Source organism: Staphylococcus ratti, from assembly GCF_020883535.1.
In the GTDB taxonomy this organism is placed as follows: Bacteria; Bacillota; Bacilli; order Staphylococcales; family Staphylococcaceae; genus Staphylococcus; species Staphylococcus ratti.
Genome location: NZ_CP086654.1, coordinates 846,193 through 869,600 on the forward strand (window position 1 = coordinate 846,193; position 23,408 = coordinate 869,600).

The 23,408-nt window shown below is 38.4% G+C and carries 15 protein-coding genes, 2 tRNA genes, 2 rRNA genes and 1 pseudogene; 16 read left to right on the plus strand and 4 right to left on the minus strand.

Features of this window, described 5'->3' with window-relative positions:
• Window positions 1–13 precede the first annotated feature (13 nt).
• A complete protein-coding gene (locus LN051_RS03965; protein WP_229293299.1) occupies window positions 14–1,759 on the minus strand; it encodes a pyruvate oxidase in 1,746 nt (581 codons plus the stop codon).
• Window positions 1,760–1,925: 166 nt separating this feature from the next.
• On the opposite strand from LN051_RS03965, the gene sgtB reads away from it, so the two are divergent.
• From sgtB to LN051_RS03990, 5 genes are all read left to right on the plus strand, one after another.
• Window positions 1,926–2,732 carry a monofunctional peptidoglycan glycosyltransferase SgtB gene (gene sgtB / locus LN051_RS03970; RefSeq protein WP_229293300.1) on the plus strand — a complete coding sequence of 269 codons (807 nt, stop codon included), beginning with the start codon at window positions 1,926–1,928 and terminating at the stop codon, window positions 2,730–2,732.
• An 84-nt stretch (window positions 2,733–2,816) separates the two neighbouring features.
• The gene (gene recX, locus LN051_RS03975) at window positions 2,817–3,623 is read left to right on the plus strand and encodes a recombination regulator RecX (protein ID WP_229293301.1); all 807 of its coding nucleotides are present in this window, start codon (window positions 2,817–2,819) and stop codon (window positions 3,621–3,623) included.
• A complete protein-coding gene (locus tag LN051_RS03980; RefSeq protein ID WP_229293302.1) occupies window positions 3,613–3,927 on the plus strand; it encodes a YfhH family protein in 315 nt (104 codons plus the stop codon). Before recX ends, LN051_RS03980 begins: the two co-directional genes overlap by 11 nt.
• A 14-nt stretch (window positions 3,928–3,941) precedes the next feature.
• Window positions 3,942–5,468, plus strand: coding sequence for an ATP-binding cassette domain-containing protein (locus LN051_RS03985; protein ID WP_229293303.1), 1,527 nt, complete (start codon window positions 3,942–3,944; stop codon window positions 5,466–5,468).
• A gap of 8 nt (window positions 5,469–5,476) precedes the next feature.
• Window positions 5,477–6,250, plus strand: coding sequence for a teichoic acid translocation permease (locus LN051_RS03990; RefSeq protein ID WP_229293304.1), 774 nt, complete (start codon window positions 5,477–5,479; stop codon window positions 6,248–6,250).
• Between the two features lie 167 nt (window positions 6,251–6,417).
• Here LN051_RS03990 and LN051_RS03995 read toward each other — a convergent pair whose 3' ends face one another.
• Window positions 6,418–7,395, minus strand: a complete 978-nt coding sequence (locus LN051_RS03995) for a metal-dependent hydrolase (RefSeq protein ID WP_229293305.1) — start codon at window positions 7,393–7,395, stop codon at window positions 6,418–6,420.
• 89 nt (window positions 7,396–7,484) lie between these two features.
• Here LN051_RS03995 and mutY point away from each other — a divergent pair, with 89 nt between their 5' ends.
• The 4 genes from mutY (at window position 7,485) to LN051_RS04015 (ending at window position 12,741) form a co-directional block, all read left to right on the plus strand.
• A complete protein-coding gene (mutY, locus tag LN051_RS04000) occupies window positions 7,485–8,537 on the plus strand; it encodes an A/G-specific adenine glycosylase (RefSeq protein WP_229293306.1) in 1,053 nt (350 codons plus the stop codon).
• A 57-nt stretch (window positions 8,538–8,594) separates the two neighbouring features.
• Entirely contained in the window at window positions 8,595–9,140 is a 546-nt protein-coding gene (ntdP, locus tag LN051_RS04005; RefSeq protein WP_229293307.1) for a nucleoside tri-diphosphate phosphatase, read from the plus strand.
• 116 nt (window positions 9,141–9,256) lie between these two features.
• Window positions 9,257–10,993, plus strand: coding sequence for an ABC transporter ATP-binding protein (locus tag LN051_RS04010; protein ID WP_229293308.1), 1,737 nt, complete (start codon window positions 9,257–9,259; stop codon window positions 10,991–10,993).
• A gap of 170 nt (window positions 10,994–11,163) precedes the next feature.
• A complete protein-coding gene (locus LN051_RS04015) occupies window positions 11,164–12,741 on the plus strand; it encodes an FMN-binding glutamate synthase family protein (protein ID WP_229293309.1) in 1,578 nt (525 codons plus the stop codon).
• Between the two features lie 150 nt (window positions 12,742–12,891).
• Here the strand turns inward: LN051_RS04015 and LN051_RS04020 are convergent.
• Both LN051_RS04020 and LN051_RS04025 read right to left on the minus strand, forming a co-directional pair.
• Window positions 12,892–13,985: pseudogene (locus LN051_RS04020) on the minus strand (FUSC family protein).
• 416 nt (window positions 13,986–14,401) lie between these two features.
• A complete protein-coding gene (locus LN051_RS04025) occupies window positions 14,402–15,697 on the minus strand; it encodes a glutamate-1-semialdehyde 2,1-aminomutase (RefSeq protein WP_229293615.1) in 1,296 nt (431 codons plus the stop codon).
• 81 nt (window positions 15,698–15,778) lie between these two features.
• On the opposite strand from LN051_RS04025, the gene bcp reads away from it, so the two are divergent.
• The 7 genes from bcp to LN051_RS04060 all read left to right on the plus strand — a co-directional run bounded on the left by bcp (window position 15,779) and on the right by LN051_RS04060 (window position 23,311).
• Window positions 15,779–16,237 (plus strand): thioredoxin-dependent thiol peroxidase, encoded by a 459-nt coding sequence (gene bcp, locus LN051_RS04030; RefSeq protein ID WP_229293310.1) that lies wholly within the window; start codon window positions 15,779–15,781, stop codon window positions 16,235–16,237.
• Window positions 16,238–16,242: 5 nt separating this feature from the next.
• The gene (locus LN051_RS04035; RefSeq protein WP_229293616.1) at window positions 16,243–17,193 is read left to right on the plus strand and encodes a phosphoglycerate dehydrogenase; all 951 of its coding nucleotides are present in this window, start codon (window positions 16,243–16,245) and stop codon (window positions 17,191–17,193) included.
• 84 nt (window positions 17,194–17,277) lie between these two features.
• A complete protein-coding gene (gene perR / locus LN051_RS04040) occupies window positions 17,278–17,739 on the plus strand; it encodes a peroxide-responsive transcriptional repressor PerR (protein ID WP_229293311.1) in 462 nt (153 codons plus the stop codon).
• Window positions 17,740–18,290: 551 nt separating this feature from the next.
• A 16S ribosomal RNA gene (locus tag LN051_RS04045) occupies window positions 18,291–19,841 on the plus strand.
• A gap of 84 nt (window positions 19,842–19,925) precedes the next feature.
• Window positions 19,926–20,002, plus strand: a tRNA-Ile gene (locus LN051_RS04050).
• 17 nt (window positions 20,003–20,019) lie between these two features.
• Window positions 20,020–20,095 (plus strand) — tRNA-Ala (locus LN051_RS04055).
• A 290-nt stretch (window positions 20,096–20,385) separates the two neighbouring features.
• Window positions 20,386–23,311 (plus strand): 23S ribosomal RNA (locus tag LN051_RS04060).
• The 16S and 23S rRNA genes sit together here with 2 tRNA genes alongside, the layout of an rRNA operon.
• The last annotated feature ends 97 nt before the right edge of the window (window positions 23,312–23,408 follow it).

Sequence of the window (23,408 nt, forward strand, 5' to 3'; positions counted from 1 at the left end):
TATTTTTATGATTTTATAAGAATCGTTTTATAGCTGTAGATAGTGAAGGCATCTCTTTAAAAACAAATTTTCCTTCTTCAGTTAAGCTTCGGTATGCAAATTTCGCATAATTTCGAGCTTCTTCTGGAACGATTTGACCAGGTAGTGGTGCAGCGTTGACATCCACATAGACATTCACGATCGTAGGCTTATGTTGTTGTACAGCTGTTTGCACGATAGCGTCGATATCTTTAGGATCTTTTAACGTGTAACCTACGCCACCGCAAATTTCAGCGTATTTCGCAAAGTCCATGTCACTGAAGTCAATACCATATTCTAATTCGCCCGCAGCTTGTTGCTCGTATTTGATAAATGAAAGTTCTTGATTATTTAATACAAAAATAACCATTGGCAAATTGTATTGAACAGCTGTTGCGAAATCTTGCATCACCATTTCGAAAGCGCCATCACCTGAGATTGCAATGACTTGTCGACCAGGATAAGCGATTCGAGATGCAATCGCTGTAGGCAGTGCGCAGCCCATCGTGCCCAGCCAACTAGAGATGATGAATTTATTGTTTACGCCTAAATTGAGGTAACGTGTAGACCAAACTGTAGATGTTCCTACATCTGCAGCAATAACCGTATCTTCATGAATGACCTTATTAATAGCATCCATAAGACGTTCAGGGCGTATAGGTTCAGATTCATCATGTTTATCTTCTGTCATCCACTCATCCCATTTTTGCTTACGTTTCAACGTTTCATCTAAAAAGTCACGTTGTGAAATAGGATGAATCATTTCAGTCAACGTGTGTAAGCTTTTTTTGCTATCTCCGACAATAGGAGCATCAATATTAAAACGATGACCAATGGCTTCTTTGGCTACATCTATTTGAATTGCAGGTATATCTTTATGCGGTAAATAATCTGTATACGGATAGTTGGTACCTACTAAAATTAATAAATCGGCATTTTGCATGGCGTAATAGGAAGGTTTCGTTCCAATTTTTCCTATATTTCCTAACAGATAAGGATGATCATTTGGAACAACTGTTTTAGCAGGCAAAGTAATCATTGTTGGAATTTTAGCTTTTTCAATAAAGGTTTTAACTTCATCTTTAGCGTGCTGTGCACCTACACCTACTAAAATGACAGGTTTTTTACTTTGATTTACTAACTCTGCTGCTTTTTTAATTTCAGATTCAGGGGCTTCAGGAAGATCAGGTTTTGTTTTATCTACAGTTTCTGGAATGTGAACATTTACTTTTTGATTCAAAATGTTGTTTGGGAGCGTTAATACAGCTACACCTTTTTTAGCATACGCAGTACGAATGGCTTCATCTACAATGTCAAAAACGCGAGAGGCATCGCTTTCTTTAAGTTGATAGTTGTACACAGCTACATCTTCAAACAGGTGAGGTAAATTAACTTCTTGGAAAGCTTTTGTACCCAATGCATCACTATTCGCTTGACCTGCTAAAATGAGTTGAGGGACATTATCTAATTTGGCATCATACATCCCATTTAATAAGTGAATCGCACCTGGTCCTCCAATACTTAAGGCTACACCAATTTTTCCAGTTAATTTAGTGTAAGCTGCTGCGGAGAGGCTAGCAACTTCTTCATGTCGAACATGGATGAATTTAATACGTTCTTCTACGGCTTTCAAACCATCCACAACTGCATCTATAGAATCGCCTGGGATCCCATAAACATGATCAATATCCCATGCTTCTAAAGCTTTAATTAAAGACATGTTTGCTTTCATTTTTACCATACTACTCTTCCTTTCTTAAACTTTCATTCTAAATCTTATACCCGTATTTTTCAGATTCATGCACTCATGCTGTGGACTGATTTTGCTCAAAACATATAGATTAATTTAAAATGTATTGATAAACTCACATTAAGAGATTTAATTTTGAGAAAGTAGGTCCAATTTTATGAAAAGAACTGACCGAATTAAGAAAGAAGGTGCGCACTCGCCACCTAATGAACCTTATTATAATACGTATTATCAACCGGTTGGCCAGCCGCCACGTAAACAACGGCCTCGTAAAATCTTTCGCACAGTGATTATTATCGCATGTTTGCTTATAGCACTTTTTATAGGAATTATGTATTTATTATCTCAAAAAGCAGATGTGTCAGATTTATCAAGTATCGAACAAAAATCTACTTATGTTGATGCGTCACAGATGCCAGATTATACTAAAGGTGCGTTTGTTGCTTTGGAAGATAGACGTTTTTATAATCATAATGGTGTGGATTATAGAGGGAGTGTAAGAGCGATATTTGCTTCGTTGAAAGATCGTGATCGGCTTCAAGGCGGCAGTACCATCACACAACAATTAGTAAAAAATTACTATTACGATAATCAACAAACGATTACGCGTAAATTGAAAGAAATGTTTGTCGCAAAGCGCGTAGAAAAGAAGTATGAAAAAGAAAAGATTTTAAGTTATTATATGAACAACATCTATTTCGGAGATAACAATTATACAATCGAATCTGCAGCTAATTATTACTTTGGTGCAACGGTAAATGAAAATAATCACGCACTTCCACAAATTACTGTATTACAAAGTGCGATGTTAGCAAGTAAAGTGAATGCACCGTCGATGTATGATGTGAATGATATGTCACCTTCATTTATTAATCGTACGAAAATGACATTAGAAAAAATGAAGCAAGAAAATGTAATCACAGAAGCACAATATACTGAGGCACTACAACAACTTGGAGGGTAGGCCAGAGTATGGCATAATAGAATGAAAAGGGAACTGGGAGAAGTCGATACGACCTTCCAGTTTTTTATTAAGCGAGGCGAAATTATGCGTAAAATTACTAAAATTGAGGTCCAAAAAAATAACGCTTCACGTTTTAATATTTATATAGACGATAGCTTTGAACTCGGTATATCAGACGATACGCTCGTCAAATTGAATTTAAAAAAAGGAGATGATGTGACTCCCGAATTTTTAACGCAAATTAAACAACAAGAATTTCAACAACAAGCAATACAACAAGCACTCAATCATCTGTCTTATCGCAAACGTTCTACGCGAGAAGTTTATAATCATTTGGCGAAACAAGACTTCCCTGAAAACGTCATTAATCACGCTATCGAATATTGTAAAATGCAAAATTTAATTGATCATAAGGACTACGTCGAAAGTTTAAAAAATACTATGATTCGTACGACGGACAAAGGACCAGAAGTATTTAGGCAAAAGCTCATGGAAGCTGGCATAGAAGATTCTTTAATTCAACAAGTAGTAGCACAATATGAAGTGGAGCAGCCTTTTGATAAGATTGTTAAAGTGGGAAATAAAATAAAAGAGAAAAAGCAAGGACCCTCAAAAAAAAGGCAACAATATGTGCAACAAAGTTTAATGCAAAAGGGCTATACATTAGAAACGATAAAAGATGTTTTAGAAACGTTAGATTTTTCTGAAGACCCAGAGATGATGGATAATTTATTGCAACGTGATTTAGAGAAAGTCTATAATAAATATGTCAAAAAATATGACGGCTATCAGTTGAAGATGAAAACGACAGAAGCTTTAATGAGAAAAGGTTATGCCTATGATGCGATTAAGCTAAAACTAGAAGAGAGTGGTATTGTAGATGAATCATAAACGTTTAAGTGATATGGAACGCCATGAAATATATCAAGAAATACAACGTTATAAAGAGCAAATGCGTAAAGCTGAAATGAATGGCATTATGAATGAATATGATGTTTATGCTAATAAAGTTGTTATTGTAGAGAGTTATTTAGTTGATACAACGCTAATAAAGTTAGGCACAAGTTATGCTATACAAGACGGCTCTAATGATCATTTTACTGTGAAACGTTTAAAAGGCGTTTTTGCATGGGGCTATCGGAATAACGCTCCACAATTAGAAGAAGGTATTCCAGTGTCATTATTAAAATTATAAAGGGGTTTAAGTAAATGGGGAGTGCAATTGTTCTTAAGATAATTAATGTGACGCATTATTATCGTAATCAGAAAAAGCAAAATATCTTAAAGCCTTTTAGTTATCAACCTGAGGATATTGAATTAAATAATATTACATTACATATTTATCAAGGCGAAGCATTGGGCATTATTGGTGAAGCTGATTCCTCGAAGTCTCTTGTAGGTGAGATACTTGCAGGTACTGTAAAACCTGATAAAGGGCGTATGGTACGCATTGCTTCTATGTTTTATGCCAATATGAATCAAAAAGCAGTTGAAACAATGTCAGTAAGAGCGTATGTTCAAGACGTGATTCAACTTTATGAATATGAAGTCCCCGATCATAAAGTTGACCAGATTATTAAGTACGCGCATTTAGAATCACACTCGAACGACGCAATTAAAAATTTATCTGACCCTGAATATGCGCAATTACTATTTAGTCTTGCGCGTGCTTCAAAAGCAGAAATCATCATTTTAAGTCATATTTTATCGTATTTAGATAATGATTATATGGAAAAAGCGGCGGAAACGTCTCGTGAGTACATCGATGAGGGGCTAACTTGGGTAACCATTGATAATGATATACAAAAAGTTCAGGCGGTGAGCAACTATATCGCATGGATTTCTCATGGACAATTAAGAAAAGAAGGGTCTGTTAAGCGCGTCATTTCTGCTTACGAAGCACATGAAAAAGATCGTGCCTCGATAAAATCTGAAGAAGCAATGGTTTATTTTGATGATGATTGGAAGCGCAACCGTTCACGTATGCCGGAGTTGACCTACAATTTCAAAAGAATAGAAAGGTATCATCATGCACAGCCACCTGCTTTTTTAGCTCGGATATGGGCATGGCTCGCTATTTTTTTTGTAGGTATTCTTTTAGCTAGTATGTTTATTTTTACAGGTTTTGGAGAACTGGAAACACGTAAAGTATTAACAGAAGATACGATTGCTAAAAATAATAAAGACCCTTATGTTGAAAAACTAGCTTATGGTATTGTGGAGGAAAAGGAAGTTAAGCTTAATCCTTCTAACGGGAAAAAAGCGGTTACATTACCGAGATATGCCGTTGTGACAATTACTGGCGAAAATAAAACGAAGTACCGCATTGATATTGATGGAGACGTGTATACTACTTCAAAATCGCAATTTAAATATTTGAATCCAGCTGCTTTATACAATCAGATAGATAGAGAAAAAATCGCACCTTTTATGAAATCGAATTATATTAATTACGTCGACTACTTTAACGGTGAGCTACATAAGTCACACGCTAAAGTCAATGATACGCTCATACCACAGTCTAAAGGCCGCTTTGTTGAGCAAATTACACAACAACCGATTTCTATGCTTTTCAACGATCAAAATAAATTAATTGGCTACACATTTCCAATGGTTAAGCAAGATGAGTTCAAGAAAAAATTTAATCCAGATGACGCGTATTGGATAGGCAAAACAGAAGAAGGTTATTTTGTTGCTGATCTTCAAAACGGACAATGGATTTATATTAAATTGTAGGTGAAACTATGTTGGAACAATTTCTCATATTTTTTAAAAACATTCCAAGGCATATTAGACATAGCCGTTACCGCATTTTTCAACAGAAAAGCATTTTAATGCTCACCGTCTTGATTGCTTTGGCATTGATTGTAATGTTTAAGCTATCATTTAAACTTTTTTCAGTTACAGAAATCACGCAAGCTACTATGATGTATCGTTTAGTAGGAATACTTGCTTTTGGGGTTATCGTTGTGGCAATTTGGATGAATTATCGAAATTTCCCGAGAGATTATTACGTCACGCGGCATTTTAATAGTAGCCCAATGTTACACATTTTATTTTCAAGTTTGGTATATAGTTTTATACTTGCGCTTATGCTTAGCGTTATTGCAATAATAAAACCTGTAAACGCAAGTACTTTAGTAATAGGTGTAGTCTTTTATACTTTTGTGTCATTTGTGTTCATTGCTTTAATGTCGTATTTATTAGGGCTAATTCGAATTATTTATCCTAAATTGGATTTCATTTTTTACTGTGTTGTAGCTGTCGTATTTTGTTTATTACCTATTATCTTTTTGAGTCAAACCATCCATGGGGGCTTATCGCATTTGCTCATGTTGAATCCGGTGTATTATATTATCAATGGATTTCAACAATCTGTTATTGTTGGCTCACATGCACTCAATCATTTAGGATATCATTTTTACTTTGTGTGTTGGTTAGGGTTTATTGCTGTGCTTGGTTTTGCTTTAAATGATTATGTTTCACAATTAAGACCGAACGAACACATCAATCACTAAAAACGAAGATACAATGTTTTAGGTAACTCATAAATGCCACCTTAAATAAAGAAAGAATGACTTACATCTCCCCACATTATTCAGTCATTTTTACGTACAAATAGAAGAGGAGTGGGACGAGGAAATCAATATGACTTCCACGTCTCACTCCCTTTTACTATGTCTTTTTAATTAGCGTATAATTTTTTCATTAATTTTTCTTCGGTGAAAACCCAACCGGTATAAGAATGTAAAACTTTCATTTCTTTATCTAGATGAACAATGGCTACGAATTGATAATGGTCATTTTTTAAGTAACGTAAGTCTATAAAACGCAATTCTGTTGTATCATTATCAATATGTTCAATATGCCAACGATAAATTGAAGAAAAACCTAGAAAAGCGCGTATATTTGGGTCATATTGTGCATGTTTCATAATAATATCATTTGGATAAGGTTGGCGTTCTACTTTGTCGCTAAAAACGATATTACGACCAAAACTGCGTCCAACATAGTCGTGTTTTTCAGTTTGAATGGCAATACGCCATTGAAAAAAACGAATCGTAGGTGCAACGAAAACTTTGATTGGTGTACCTAAATGTTCTACTTGATTTAAGGCTTGTTTTTTGAGCCAACTTTGCATCACGAAGCGTAAAGCGTAATATCCAATGAGTACGAGGAGGATAGGTCCAAATACTACATAAGGATGAACGCCTAAAGCCCATATTATAATTCCTAGCAATAATATGAAAAATATGACAGGATCAAACGTATTAATGACGCTAAGTTGTATCCATTTATTAGAAAATGGTCGGAGGGCTTGTGTTCCATATGAATTAAAAATGTCTACAAAAACATGTAAAAATACTGCCAACTGAGCCCATAACCATATATGTAGTGGGTTCACTCCACTGAATACACTGTAAACGAGCAAGGTTAAAAGCAATGGCCAAAATAAAGTAAAAGGCACAGAATGCGTAATCCCTCTATGATTTGAAATGTAAGTTGCATTGTCTTTTAATTTTAAAACGGTATCTATGTCTGGAATTAACGAACCTGCGATAAGAACGGTCGCAGTAGCAGCAATATTTTGACCTAAACCAGGATCTGTTGTTGCGATAGCAGTTAATCCAACACCTATTGCGATATGTGTTGCAGTATCCATAAGCGTCACTCATTTCCAACTATGTTATTCATTAGTATAATCTATAATTGGGTAGAACGAAAATAATCAAGAATTAGAAGGAGAATTTTATGCATTATCCGGCCACATTTAAAAAGAACTTAATCGAGTGGTTTAAAATAAATCAACGACAAATGCCTTGGCGTGATACGAACGATCCTTATTTTATATGGACGAGTGAAGTCATGCTCCAACAAACACAAGTGGATACAGTGAGAAGTTATTACTTACGTTTTATCAAGCGATTTCCAACTATTGAAGCTTTAGCAAATGCATCTGAGGAGGAAGTGTTAAAGCATTGGGAAGGGCTAGGGTATTATAGTCGTGCGCGTAATTTTCATACGGCTGCCAAAGAAGTCGTTGAAAAGCATGAAGGACAAGTTCCTTATCAACCTGATGTATTTAAAACTTTAAAAGGTGTAGGCCCATATACACAAGCCGCTGTGATGAGCATTGCATTTAATCATCCTTTGCCAACGGTGGATGGCAATGTTTTTCGCGTATGGTCACGCTTAAATAATGATGAATCAGATATAGCGCTACAATCGACTCGAAAAACCTATGAAGCGGAACTGCAACCTTATGTAGATTCTGAATCAGGCACATTTAATCAAGCGATGATGGAATTAGGCGCGTTAATTTGTACGCCTAAAACACCACTATGTATGTTTTGTCCTGTGCAATCCCATTGTGAGAGTTATGCGCTAGGCACAGTTTTAGACTTGCCAGTAAAAACGAAAAAAATAAAGAAAAAGCAACTTACTTATGATGTCTATCTTATCGATAATCATCAAGGAGGATATTTGATTGAACAAAGAAGTTCAAAGTTACTTAACAACATGTGGCAATTTCCGATGTATGACACAAAGCCAACGGAGCAAGAATTGAAAAAAGAATTTGGTGAATCCCTTCATGTTGACGAGACGTGTTTAGGCACAGTGAAACATCAGTTCACACATATGACATGGACGCTCAACATTTATCGTGCCAAAATCAATGCAGCAGATTTTGACACGGTAACTATGAATCGAAAGTGGTTAACGCGTGAAAATAGACATCAATTGACATTACCTGTGTCAATGTCAAAAATTTACGATACCTTTTGTGAGCGTACGAATGAGTAAAGGCTATCGAGTGTGATATAATAACTGAGTGAGATTTTGTTAAGCGGGGTGAGACAAGTGGTTAAGTCACGTATTCCTAAAGAGGGAGACACAATTAAAATTCAATCTTATAAACATGATGGCAATATTCACCGCGTATGGTCAGAAACAAGAATATTAAAAGGGACGGATCATGTTATCATAGGTGGGAATGATCATACATTAGTGACTGAAAGTGATGGGCGCACATGGATTACACGTGAACCAGCGATTGTGTATTTTCATGCAGAATATTGGTTTAATGTGATTTGTATGTTTAGAGAAGATGGCGTTTACTACTATTGTAACTTGTCATCGCCTTTTGCTTGTGATGAAGAGGCTCTGAAGTATATAGATTATGACTTAGACATCAAAGTATATCCTAATGGCAAATACCATTTATTAGATGAAGATGAGTATGAACAACATATGAATCAAATGAAATATCCTAAAGATATCGATGTAATATTAAGAAGAAATGTAGATATATTACAACAATGGATAGAGCATAAAAAAGGACCATTTGCCCCAGATTTTATTAAAGTTTGGCGTAATCGATTCCAGAAATTAAGAAATCGATCTTAACGTGTATTGAGACAACTTAGACTGCAACATTAATCAAAAACGAGTGAAATAGAGAAATGTTATGAAAACATTCTGCTGTTTCACTCGTCTTGTGTTTTAAGAAAGGGGAAATGTGAATGATAAAACGTTATTTAGAATTCGTTAAACCATATAAATGGTTAATTTTTGGGACGATTTTGGTAGGGATTTTAAAATTTGGTATTCCATTACTTATCCCGTTATTAATTAAATATGTTATTGATGATGTCATCAATAATGGTGCATTGAGCATGGCAGATAAATATTCACATTTGTTTTACGCGATGCTTCTTGCGGCATTTATCTTTGTTATCGTCCGTCCGCCGATTGAATTTTTAAGGCAATACATGGCGCAATGGACAAGTAATAAAATCCTATATGATATTCGTAAAAAGTTATACAGTCATTTACAAGCATTGAGCTCGCGCTTTTATGCAAATAATAAAGCAGGTGAAGTTATTTCACGTGTGATTAACGACGTTGAACAAACGAAAGATTTCATTATGACTGGGTTAATGAATATTTGGCTTGACTGTATCACAATCATAATTGCGCTATCAGTGATGTTTTTCTTAGATGTGAAATTAACAGTAGCCGCAATCGTAATTTTGCCGTTTTACATTTTAACTGTGTATTTCTTTTTTGGTCGTTTACGTGCTTTAACACGTCAACGTTCTCAGAAACTCGCAGAAACCCAAGGCTTTTTGCATGAAAGAGTGAATGGGATGGCGGTGATTAAAAGTTTTGCGATTGAAGAAAACGAAGCCAAAAATTTTGATAAACGCAATACGAATTTTTTACAAAAAGCGTTTAAACATACACGTTGGAATGCTTACTCTTTTTCAGCAATCAATACTGTTACGGACATAGGTCCATTAATTGTCATCGGTTTTGGGGCGTACCTTGCCATTTCAGGATCTATCACTGTCGGAACGTTAGCAGCATTTGTAAGTTATTTAGAGCAACTTTATGGACCACTGCGTCGACTTGTATCCTCATTTACGACATTGACACAAAGTTTTGCATCAATGGACCGTGTGTTCCAATTATTTGATGAACCTTATGACATTAAAAATACACCAAATGCGCAAACACTTCCTATAAAACAAGGTAATATTGAATTTCGAAATGTATCATTCAAATACAATAATGATGAAAGAGACATTTTAAAAGCAATCAATTTAAATATTCATCATGGTGAGACGGTCGCTTTTGTAGGAATGAGTGGGGGAGGAAAATCAACTTTAATCAGCTTAATTCCTCGATTTTACGACGTTACAGATGGTGAAATTTTAATTGATCAACATCATATTAAAGATTTCGAAATGGGAAGTTTACGTCGACAAATTGGAATGGTTCAACAAGATAACATTCTTTTTTCTGACACAGTTAAAGAAAATATTTTATTAGGTCGACCAGAAGCGACAGACGAAGAAGTGATTGCAGCAGCTAAAAAAGCAAATGCACACGATTTCATTATGGACTTACCTCAAGGTTACGATACTGAAGTTGGTGAACGTGGTGTCAAATTATCTGGCGGACAAAAACAGCGATTAGCTATTGCGCGGATATTTTTGAACGACCCTCCAATTTTAATTTTAGATGAGGCGACAAGTGCGCTTGATTTGGAAAGTGAAGCGATTATTCAAGAAGCGCTTAATGTATTGAGTAAAGATCGAACGACATTGATTGTCGCACATCGACTCTCTACCATTACTCATGCTGATAAGATTGTAGTCGTTGAAAACGGACAAATTGTTGAAATGGGTTCACATCAAACTTTAATGTCTCAAAAAGGCGCGTACCATAGACTGTATAACATTCAAAATTTATAATTTTGATTCATAAAACACGATGCAATAGAGGCGAAATGCTACTACTATTGTATCGTGTTTTTGATATCGTACTTTTAAAACCTCTACTTTAAAAATCCATTAAATCAGGTAAAAAACTTATATATTATACATCACTCAGGGTATAGTTATTAAAAAGGGGGGACGAGCATATGACGCTTTTAACTATTTTACAACTTATCGTCAATATTATTGTCGTCAGTGTACTTTTAATTTGTATTATTGCTTGCATTGCATTTTTAATTTTTGACCGGAGACAAAAACAACATAGTGTGTTACGTAACTATCCGGTTCTTGCGAGGGTAAGATATTTTTTAGAAAGTATCGGTCCAGAATTACGTCAATACTTGTTTTTAAATGATAACGAAGATAAACCATTTTCTCGAGATCAATATCAGCACATTGTGCTTGCCGGAAAATATAATGAACGCGCCACGAGCTTTGGCTCGGAATTAGATTATGAAGAGGGCTTTTACCTTAATAACGCAATGTTTCCGAGACAACGAACTGAACTAGCGATGGACAATCAAAAGTTGATTTCAACGTTTATTTATGAAATTAAGCGAGAATCTTTATTTAATCGAAAAGAAAATGTGAAAGCGACAGAAATTACACCGTATTATTTAGAACAACAGCATTACATAAAATTTGGTGAAGATTTGAAGCATCCATATTTAGCTAAAAGGTTGGTGGGGCAATCTGGCATGAGTTTCGGTGCATTAGGGAGTAAAGCGATAACAGCACTTTCTAAAGGGCTAGGACATGCAGGGACATGGATGAATACAGGAGAAGGCGGGCTATCTTCTTATCATCTAGCTGGAGAAGCGGATATTATTTTTCAAATTGGACCTGGATTATTTGGAGTAAGAAATGAAGATGGAACATTTAGTGAAAAAGAATTTTTGAAAAAAGCAGAGCAACCACGCATAAAAATGTTTGAACTTAAGCTAGCACAAGGTGCCAAAACACGAGGAGGCCATATTGAAGGGCATAAAGTGACAGAAGAAGTCGCAAAGATTCGAAATGTAAAACCTTATGAAACGATCAATTCACCTAATCGTTTTGATTTTATAGATAGTCCTAAAGCATTGTTGGAATGGGTCAGTTATTTACGAACAATCAGTCAAAAACCAGTAGGATTTAAAATTGTAATTGGAAATAAAAATGATGTAGTTGAATTAGTAGAAACCATGGTAGCACTCAACATTTATCCTGATTTTATTACTGTTGATGGTGGTGAAGGTGGAACAGGTTCAACTTTCCAAGAACTACAAGACGGTGTCGGTTTGCCATTGTTTACAGCATTGCCGATAGTAGATGGTTTATTAAGGGCAAAAGGTGTGCGCAACAAAGTGAAAATATTCGCTTCCGGTAAACTCGTAACACCAGATAAAATCGCAATTGCTTTAGCTTTAGGCGCAGATTTAGTGAATATTGCGCGAGGAATGATGATAAGTGTAGGGTGTATCATGAGTCGACAATGTCATAAAAACACGTGTCCAGTAGGCGTAGCAACAACCGATCCTAAAAAAGAACGCGCGCTAGTAGTCGAAGAGAAAGAATATAGAGTAGCAAATTATATCGTTTCATTACATGAAGGGCTGTTTAATATAGCTGCTGCAGTAGGTGTAAAGAGTCCGACAGAAATCAAGGCTGAACATGTGACAATCAAGAAAAAAAGTGGCGAGATTCAAACGATTCACGATTACCAATTAAAACTCATCCAATGATATAACTATAGAATAGCCATATTGTCTAAGGATTGTAATGCTAAAACTTAATATACGAATAAGGAGGTTGGCATGCTATGATGGAATGCTCTAGAACCGGATAATCGGTGGTCTAGAAGCAATTCGACAGCGCCAACCTCCTTAGTGTTGTTATAAGTCAAAGTCTTCTTTGATAATATCAATGTCTGGATCATTTGAATGATATTTGAAATAACTAATGCGCAAACGGTTGAGGTGTTCTAAGTTATAACGATATTCTTCTAAAGATGCAATAATATGGATAATGTTAGGATTGAAATCAATTTCGGAAGAAGCATTGGATTTGAGCTCTTCTTGATAGGCTGTAAGCAAATCCTTTTTTAAAGGATTGACTACATGACTTTGGAATTCCGGATTTTCAAATTTAGCTTTTTTAGTAATACTAATCAGTATTTGTTCGTGAAATTGACTGAGTTCGTCAACTTCTAATTTGATTTGTAAAAATAGAGATTCACTTAAATGTAACATGTCATTTTGATAGCGATTCATTCTTCTAAGCACATCATAAGCGTCCCTTGTAGCTAACACTAATTCTTTGAACAAAATTTTCTTTCGAGTTTGAGCACGGGCATGTTTTTTAGTTAACGCACGTTCTTCTTTATAAAATTCAAATAGTTGCTCTAATTTAACAACACGTTGACGCAGTTGCTCTAAATCTTGCTTAACATAGTTAAACTCAGTTGCATCGTTGAGTACTAAATTGAACCATTTAAATATATCTGTCGTGATATTTAACGAATTATAGTAAATTTTAGTTTCGAATTTTGGAGGTAAAAAAGTCATATTAACGATGAATGAGCTTAATACACCAATCATTACTAAAACAAAGCGATAAAAAGCAGAAGTATAAAATGATCCATCATGTTGCCCCATAATAATCAATGCCGTTACTGTTGCTAGCGTAGCAACGTGCGCAATGTTCATTTTAAATAGTATCGCAATTAATAAAATCACAGTGGCGCCCATAATCAAAATATTATTTCCAAATAAGGTAATCATTGCGACAGCTAGTAAGGCGCCTATGACATTACCTTGAATTGATCGATAATCGTTTTAAACGAGCGGTAAACACTTGGTTGCATGGCGACTACTGCAGAAATACCTGCCACAGTAATCATACCGGCACTAGATGGTAACAGTGATGCAATTGAGACGGCCAGAATGATTGCAATACCAGTTTTAAGTATTCTTGCACCTAGTTTCAAATAGAGCACTCCTTTATTTTTTACGAAGTATGGTAAGTGATTAAGCATTTTAAAATATGGCATTGACGTTATAAGGCAATGATTAGGGAAGATTGGAAGGAAACGTATTTTTCATAAGAAGTTGCAATCGCATGTTTATACTTTAAGAAGCTAAGTGCATAGTGTTCCAATCCCCGTGATAAATGGAACGTATACAATGAATGAGTGATACATTCGGTCTTATTTGTACGAAAGTGCACATATATACCATTAACTAAGGTTAAAAGCTTGAAATCCGCACATGTCCATACTAGATTTACCGTTATTTTTAAACGCAATGTAATATGAGGGGGCGAGAACATGATGTCCTAGCCCCTTGAAAAATACTTCTTTAACTCGTACCTGTACTTATATATTTATAATATAGTATTTTAACATTATTTGCGAGATAATTGCTGAAGTGCGAAATCAGCTGCTTTAATTGTTTGATCGATGTCAGCTTCGGTATGTTCTGTTGTTAGGAACCACGCTTCGTATTTAGATGGCGCAAGGTTGATACCTTGATGTAACATGGCTTTGAAAAATTTCGCAAATTGTTCTCCGTCAGATTGATCGGCTTGTTCATAGTGCGTGACTTTCTCATCAGTAAAATAAAGTGTTAAAGCGCCACGTACACGGTTGATAGTCGCTTTAATTTGATATTTATCAATCGCAGCTTGCAATCCTTTTTCAAGTTGTTCGCCTAGCTCGTTTAATTTCTCATAAACACCTGGTTGCTCTAATACCTCTAATAATGCGATACCTGCTTTCATAGAAAGTGGGTTTCCTGCCATAGTACCCGCTTGATAGGCAGGTCCTAATGGTGCAACTTGCTCCATGATATCTTGACGTCCGCCATAACCACCTATTGGTAAACCACCACCGACAATTTTTCCAAAAGCAGTGAGATCAGGGTATACCCCAAGTAAATCTTGCGCAGCACCGTAATGGAAACGGAAAGCTGTAATAACCTCATCGTAAATGACTAATCCTCCATGTTGGTGCGTAATTTCATTTACCTGTTCTAAAAATCCAGGTTGCGGTTCCACCATTCCAAAGTTTCCTACAATCGGTTCCACTAAAACGCCAGCCACTTGGTCTCCCCAATGAGCCATTGCTTCTTTGAATGCATCGATATTATTAAAAGGCACAGTTATAACTTCTTGAGCGACACTTTTAGGGACACCAGCAGAATCAGGAGAACCAAGTTGAGATGGACCACTTCCTGCGGCAACAAGCACTAAGTCTGAATGCCCGTGATAACAACCAGCAAATTTGATAATTTTATTTCGTTTTGTAAAAGCACGTGCAACACGAATCGTAGTCATAACAGCTTCTGTACCTGAATTGACAAAACGTATTTTTTCAAGTGAAGGAATCGCGTGACGCAGTTTACGAGCAAACTCGATTTCAAGTTCAGTTGGTGTTCCATATAACACACCTAATGCAGCTTGTTCTTGAATTGCTTGCGTAATATGAGGATGCGCATGTCCTGTGATGATTGGTCCATATGCTTGAAGGTAGTCGATATATTCATTACCGTCTACATCATATAAATAGGCCCCTTCACCTTTTTGCATTACAACCGGTGCTCCGCCGCCTACAGCTTTATATGAACGAGAAGGAGAATTGACACCGCCTAGGATGTAATCATTTGATTGTTGTTGTAGCGCTTCGCTTTTAGAAAACTTCATCATTATATCAGCCTCTTTTATTTAATATTTTCATCTCATATCGTATCATAAAATAAAACAGATTAAGAAAGAGGGAGACCAATGTTAGCAAAAGGCGATATATTTCCAGACTTTGAATTAGAAAATCAAGATGGTGAAGTGATTACAAAAGCTTCATTAAAAGGTAAAAAAGCGATTTTGTATTTTTATCCGAGAGATAACACGCCTACATGTACGACAGAAGCGTGTGACTTTAGAGACAATCTTGCTTATTTTAATGATTTAGATGTTAACGTTTTTGGTGTAAGCGGTGATTCAAAACGCAAACACCAAAATTTCATTAATAAGCATCAATTGAATTTTGATTTGTTAGTTGATGAAGATTACAGTTTGTCAAAAGCAGTAGGGGTTTACCAATTAAAAAAGACTTTTGGCAAAGAAACAATGGGCATTGTGAGAACAACATTTGTTATTGATGAAGAAGGTAAAGTACTCGATGTCATTGAAAAAGTTAAAGTTAAAGAGCAAATGGCACAACTCAAAACGATTTTAGAGGGGTGATAATGATGCGGATTGTAAGTTTAATGCGTTTAGGGGATCAAGAAGAGCGTCTTCAGGAACAATTTCCTGAGCTTCATTTTGAATTTTACAAACATCCTTCCTGTGTACCAAAAGAATCAATAGAAAAGATGGATATTCTTTTGTCATATCATCAAGAAGTAAATGAAACGTTTATTAAACAAGCAACAAATTTAAAATGGATTATGTGGTATGCGACAGGTGTCAATGCTTTACCATTCGAAACTTTAAAAGCACAACACATTCAAGTTACAAACGCGAAAGGCGTGCATGCACAACAATTAGCTGAGTTCTTATTTGCGTTCATTTTAGATGACTATAAGGAAATGAAGGAAACGTTCCGAGAACAACAATCTAAAATTTATAACCATAAAAGAACGACGCCCTCTGTTGCAGGAGAAACGATTTTATTTTTAGGCACAGGTGTGATACCACAACGCGCTGCTAAAATTGCACAGTTGTTTGGTATGCATACAGTAGGACTTAATACATCTGGCCATCAAGTGGAAGGATTCAACGAAACATATTCTATAGATGAAAGAGAAAAAGTGCTTAAAAAAGCGAATGTTATTGTTAACCTTTTGCCAGAAACAGGAAAAACAAAATATTTATTAACACGTCATGATTTTGAATGTATGAATGGTCAAGCTTTATTTATTAATTTAGGACGTGGAACGATAGTTAAAGAGTCAATATTAATAGATGTACTAAAATCAAATTTGATTCGAAAAGCCTATTTAGATGTTTATGAGCAAGAACCGTTGAAGCCAGAATCTCAATTATACAACTTAAACAATGTAGTCATGACAAGTCATATTACAGGTAATGGAGACCTTAATAAAAAATTAGCAACAGACATTTTTATTAACAATTTGCACCATTTTCTCAATAAGGAACCGCTAAATGAGAATGTAGTAGATTTAAACAAGGGATATTAACGAAATGATTGACATAATTGAAGCACACCCTTTATATTAATATTAAGTAATAATTATTCTTAACTAGAAAGACGGGTGAATAAAATGGCTGCAGAATTGGAATCCTATGAACATCAGTTAAGTGACTCTATTAAGACACTACGAGAGGCTGGCGTTCGTATCACACCTCAACGACAAGCAATCTTAAATTTTCTGATTCGTTCTAAAACGCATCCAACTGCTGATGAAATCTATCAATCATTATCACCTGATTTTCCTAATATTAGTGTAGCGACAATATACAACAACCTTAAAGTTTTTAAAAATACAGGCATTGTTAAAGAATTAACATATGGAGATGCTTCCAGTCGATTCGATTTCGATACCCGAAATCATTATCACGTCATTTGTGAAAACTGTGGCAAGATTGTAGATTTCCATTATCCTTCTTTACATGAGATCGAACAACTCGCACAACATGTGACTGATTTCAATATTACACATCATCGAATGGAAATATATGGCGTTTGTCAAGAATGCAAAGAAGTACAAGATAATGAAAAATAATCAGCGATAAAAAGCATAAAACCCTGAACAAAAATGTTTTGAGGTTTTATGCTTTTTTATTTTTAGCGCTTTAGAAGAGATAAGAATGCATAAGAAAAACTATGATTCACACTTTTGGTGTGACATTTCAAGTAAGGGGAGTTTTTTAGCGTATTTTTCTCTTGTTTTTTATTGACGAGAATGACAACGGTTGGTAAGATATAAAAGTCGTCAAATTACGACATCGCAACAACGTTAATTTAAATTTAATGATTTGAAGAAAATGTTAAAAGTGTAAAATTAACGCTTGTAAGTTCGAAAAGAACATTATAGAATATACAGTGTTGAAACAACGAACCGAACACAAAGTAATTAAAAAAACTTTTAAATTTCGCTTGACACAGAAAATGAAATAAAGTATAATTGATTCTTGTAACGGTTTAAAAAGAAAGAAAGCGAACATTGAAAACTGAATGACAATATGTCAACGTTAATTCCAATAATTTGAGTACGTTAAGTACTTTCAGAGTGATTGGCTCAACCAATCAACGAGCTATATCAAGCTTACTTCTTTTATGGAGAGTTTGATCCTGGCTCAGGATGAACGCTGGCGGCGTGCCTAATACATGCAAGTCGAGCGAACTGAAGAGGAGCTTGCTCCTTTGACGTTAGCGGCGGACGGGTGAGTAACACGTGGGTAACCTACCTATAAGACTGGAATAACTTCGGGAAACCGGAGCTAATGCCGGATAACATATCGAACCGCATGGTTCGATAGTGAAAGACGGTCTTGCTGTCACTTATAGATGGACCCGCGCCGTATTAGCTAGTTGGTAAGGTAACGGCTTACCAAGGCGACGATACGTAGCCGACCTGAGAGGGTGATCGGCCACACTGGAACTGAGACACGGTCCAGACTCCTACGGGAGGCAGCAGTAGGGAATCTTCCGCAATGGGCGAAAGCCTGACGGAGCAACGCCGCGTGAGTGATGAAGGTCTTCGGATCGTAAAGCTCTGTTGTTAGGGAAGAACAAACGTGTAAGTAACTGTGCACGTCTTGACGGTACCTAACCAGAAAGCCACGGCTAACTACGTGCCAGCAGCCGCGGTAATACGTAGGTGGCAAGCGTTATCCGGAATTATTGGGCGTAAAGCGCGCGTAGGCGGTTTTTTAAGTCTGATGTGAAAGCCCACGGCTCAACCGTGGAGGGTCATTGGAAACTGGAAAACTTGAGTGCAGAAGAGGAAAGTGGAATTCCATGTGTAGCGGTGAAATGCGCAGAGATATGGAGGAACACCAGTGGCGAAGGCGGCTTTCTGGTCTGTAACTGACGCTGATGTGCGAAAGCGTGGGGATCAAACAGGATTAGATACCCTGGTAGTCCACGCCGTAAACGATGAGTGCTAAGTGTTAGGGGGTTTCCGCCCCTTAGTGCTGCAGCTAACGCATTAAGCACTCCGCCTGGGGAGTACGGTCGCAAGACTGAAACTCAAAGGAATTGACGGGGACCCGCACAAGCGGTGGAGCATGTGGTTTAATTCGAAGCAACGCGAAGAACCTTACCAAATCTTGACATCTTTTGACCGCTCTAGAGATAGAGTTTTCCTCTTCGGAGGACAAAATGACAGGTGGTGCATGGTTGTCGTCAGCTCGTGTCGTGAGATGTTGGGTTAAGTCCCGCAACGAGCGCAACCCTTAAGCTTAGTTGCCATCATTAAGTTGGGCACTCTAAGTTGACTGCCGGTGACAAACCGGAGGAAGGTGGGGATGACGTCAAATCATCATGCCCCTTATGATTTGGGCTACACACGTGCTACAATGGACAATACAAAGGGCAGCGAAACCGCGAGGTCAAGCAAATCCCATAAAGTTGTTCTCAGTTCGGATTGTAGTCTGCAACTCGACTACATGAAGCTGGAATCGCTAGTAATCGTAGATCAGCATGCTACGGTGAATACGTTCCCGGGTCTTGTACACACCGCCCGTCACACCACGAGAGTTTGTAACACCCGAAGCCGGTGGAGTAACCATTTGGAGCTAGCCGTCGAAGGTGGGACAAATGATTGGGGTGAAGTCGTAACAAGGTAGCCGTATCGGAAGGTGCGGCTGGATCACCTCCTTTCTAAGGATATATACGGAATATCGCCTTAAGGCGATAAGGAATAACGTGACATATTGTATTCAGTTTTGAATGGTTGTTTAGTAGGGGCCTATAGCTCAGCTGGTTAGAGCGCACGCCTGATAAGCGTGAGGTCGGTGGTTCGAGTCCACTTAGGCCCACCATTTAAATATTTCTTTTTGGGGGCTTAGCTCAGCTGGGAGAGCGCCTGCTTTGCACGCAGGAGGTCAGCGGTTCGATCCCGCTAGTCTCCACCATTTAAATTGTACATTGAAAACTAGATAAGTAAGTATTGATTTTACCAAGCAAAACCGAGTGACAAGCGAAAAGCTTGAAACAAAAATTATCGCTAGTCGTCGACAGACGACTCACATAATTAATAACTGGTGAAGATAAGTTAAGCATTATAACGTAGATAGGATAGACGTGATTGAAAGCGTTTATCAGTCTATGAATCACAAACAAGAACGAAGGCGCTTACTTGCGTAAGTAACTGAGTGATTTGTGCTGTGATGAATAAGAATGCGAACGCTTATCAACACGTCTAGATTAAGTTATTAAGGGCGCACGGTGGATGCCTTGGCACTAGAAGCCGATGAAGGACGTTACTAACGACGATATGCTTTGGGGAGCTGTAAGTAAGCTGTGATCCAGAGATTTCCGAATGGGGGAACCCAGCACGAGTTATGTCGTGTTATCCGCATGTGAATACATAGCATGTGAGAAGGTAGACCCGGAGAACTGAAACATCTTAGTACCCGGAGGAAGAGAAAGAAAAATCGATTCCCTGAGTAGCGGCGAGCGAAACGGGAAGAGCCCAAACCAACAAGCTTGCTTGTTGGGGTTGTAGGACACTCTTATGGAGTTACAAAGGAACATGTTAGACGAATAACCTGGAAAGGTTAATCAGAGAAGGTAAAAATCCTGTAGTCGAAAACATATTCCCTCTTGAGTGGATCCTGAGTACGGCGGAGCACGTGAAATTCCGTCGGAATCTGGGAGGACCATCTCCCAAGGCTAAATACTCTCTAGTGACCGATAGTGAACCAGTACCGTGAGGGAAAGGTGAAAAGTACCCCGGAAGGGGAGTGAAAGAGAACTTGAAACCGTGTGCTTACAAGTAGTCAGAGCCCGTTAATGGGTGATGGCGTGCCTTTTGTAGAATGAACCGGCGAGTTACGATCTGATGCAAGGTTAAGCAGAAAATGTGGAGCCGTAGCGAAAGCGAGTCTGAATAGGGCGAATGAGTATTTGGTCGTAGACCCGAAACCAGGTGATCTACCCTTGGTCAGGTTGAAGTTCAGGTAACACTGAATGGAGGACCGAACCGACTTACGTTGAAAAGTGAGCGGATGAACTGAGGGTAGCGGAGAAATTCCAATCGAACTTGGAGATAGCTGGTTCTCTCCGAAATAGCTTTAGGGCTAGCCTCAAGTGATGATTATTGGAGGTAGAGCACTGTTTGGACGAGGGGCCCCTCTCGGGTTACCGAATTCAGACAAACTCCGAATGCCAAATAATTTAACTTGGGAGTCAGAACATGGGTGATAAGGTCCGTGTTCGAAAGGGAAACAGCCCAGACCACCAGCTAAGGTCCCAAAATATATGTTAAGTGGAAAAGGATGTGGCGTTGCCCAGACAACTAGGATGTTGGCTTAGAAGCAGCCATCATTTAAAGAGTGCGTAATAGCTCACTAGTCGAGTGACACTGCGCCGAAAATGTACCGGGGCTAAACATATTACCGAAGCTGTGGATTGTCCTTCAGGACAATGGTAGGAGAGCGTTCTAAGGGCGTTGAAGCATGACCGCAAGGACATGTGGAGCGCTTAGAAGTGAGAATGCCGGTGTGAGTAGCGAAAGACGGGTGAGAATCCCGTCCACCGATTGACTAAGGTTTCCAGAGGAAGGCTCGTCCGCTCTGGGTTAGTCGGGTCCTAAGCTGAGGCCGACAGGCGTAGGCGATGGATAACAGGTTGATATTCCTGTACCACCATGATTCGTTTTAAGCGATGGGGGGACGCAGTAGGATAGGCGAAGCGTGCTGTTGGAGTGCACGTCTAAGCAGTAAGACTGAGTGTTAGGCAAATCCGGCACTCATTAAGGTCAAGCTGTGATGGGGAGAGGAAACAAGTTTTCCTCGAGTCGTTGATTTCACACTGCCGAGAAAAGCCTCTAGCTAGAAGATTGGTGCCCGTACCGCAAACCGACACAGGTAGTCAAGATGAGAATTCTAAGGTGAGCGAGCGAACTCTCGTTAAGGAACTCGGCAAAATGACCCCGTAACTTCGGGAGAAGGGGTGCTCTTTGAGGTTCACGCTTCGAAGAGCCGCAGTGAATAGGCCCAAGCGACTGTTTATCAAAAACACAGGTCTCTGCTAAACCGTAAGGTGACGTATAGGGGCTGACGCCTGCCCGGTGCTGGAAGGTTAAGAGGAGTGGTTAGCATTAGCGAAGCTACGAATCGAAGCCCCAGTAAACGGCGGCCGTAACTATAACGGTCCTAAGGTAGCGAAATTCCTTGTCGGGTAAGTTCCGACCCGCACGAAAGGCGTAACGATTTGGGCACTGTCTCAACGAGAGACTCGGTGAAATCATAGTACCGGTGAAGATGCCGGTTACCCGCGACAGGACGGAAAGACCCCGTGGAGCTTTACTGTAGCCTGATATTGAAATTCGGTACAGTTTGTACAGGATAGGTAGGAGCCTTAGAAGCGTGAGCGCTAGCTTACGTGGAGGCATTGGTGGGATACTACCCTAATTGTATTGGATTTCTAACCCGCAACTCTTATCGAGTTGGGAGACAGTGTCAGGCGGGCAGTTTGACTGGGGCGGTCGCCTCCTAAAGTGTAACGGAGGCGCTCAAAGGTTCCCTCAGAATGGTTGGAAATCATTCATAGAGTGTAAAGGCATAAGGGAGCTTGACTGCGAGACCTACAAGTCGAGCAGGGTCGAAAGACGGACTTAGTGATCCGGTGGTTCCGCATGGAAGGGCCATCGCTCAACGGATAAAAGCTACCCCGGGGATAACAGGCTTATCTCCCCCAAGAGTTCACATCGACGGGGAGGTTTGGCACCTCGATGTCGGCTCATCGCATCCTGGGGCTGTAGTCGGTCCCAAGGGTTGGGCTGTTCGCCCATTAAAGCGGTACGCGAGCTGGGTTCAGAACGTCGTGAGACAGTTCGGTCCCTATCCGTCGTGGGCGTAGGAAATTTGAGAGGCGCTGTCCTTAGTACGAGAGGACCGGGATGGACATACCTCTGGTGTACCAGTTGTCGTGCCAACGGCATAGCTGGGTAGCTATGTATGGACGGGATAAGTGCTGAAAGCATCTAAGCATGAAGCCCCCCTCAAGATGAGATTTCCCAACTTCGGTTATAAGATCCCTCAAAGATGATGAGGTTAATAGGTTCGAGGTGGAAGCGTAGCGATACGTGGAGCTGACGAATACTAATCGATCGAAGACTTAATCAAATTAGTTCATAAGGTAATGCTTGTGAAAATCTACTTACTATCTAGTTTTGAATGTATAACATTCAAAGTCACTTTACGAAGTGAAAACGTTTGACAT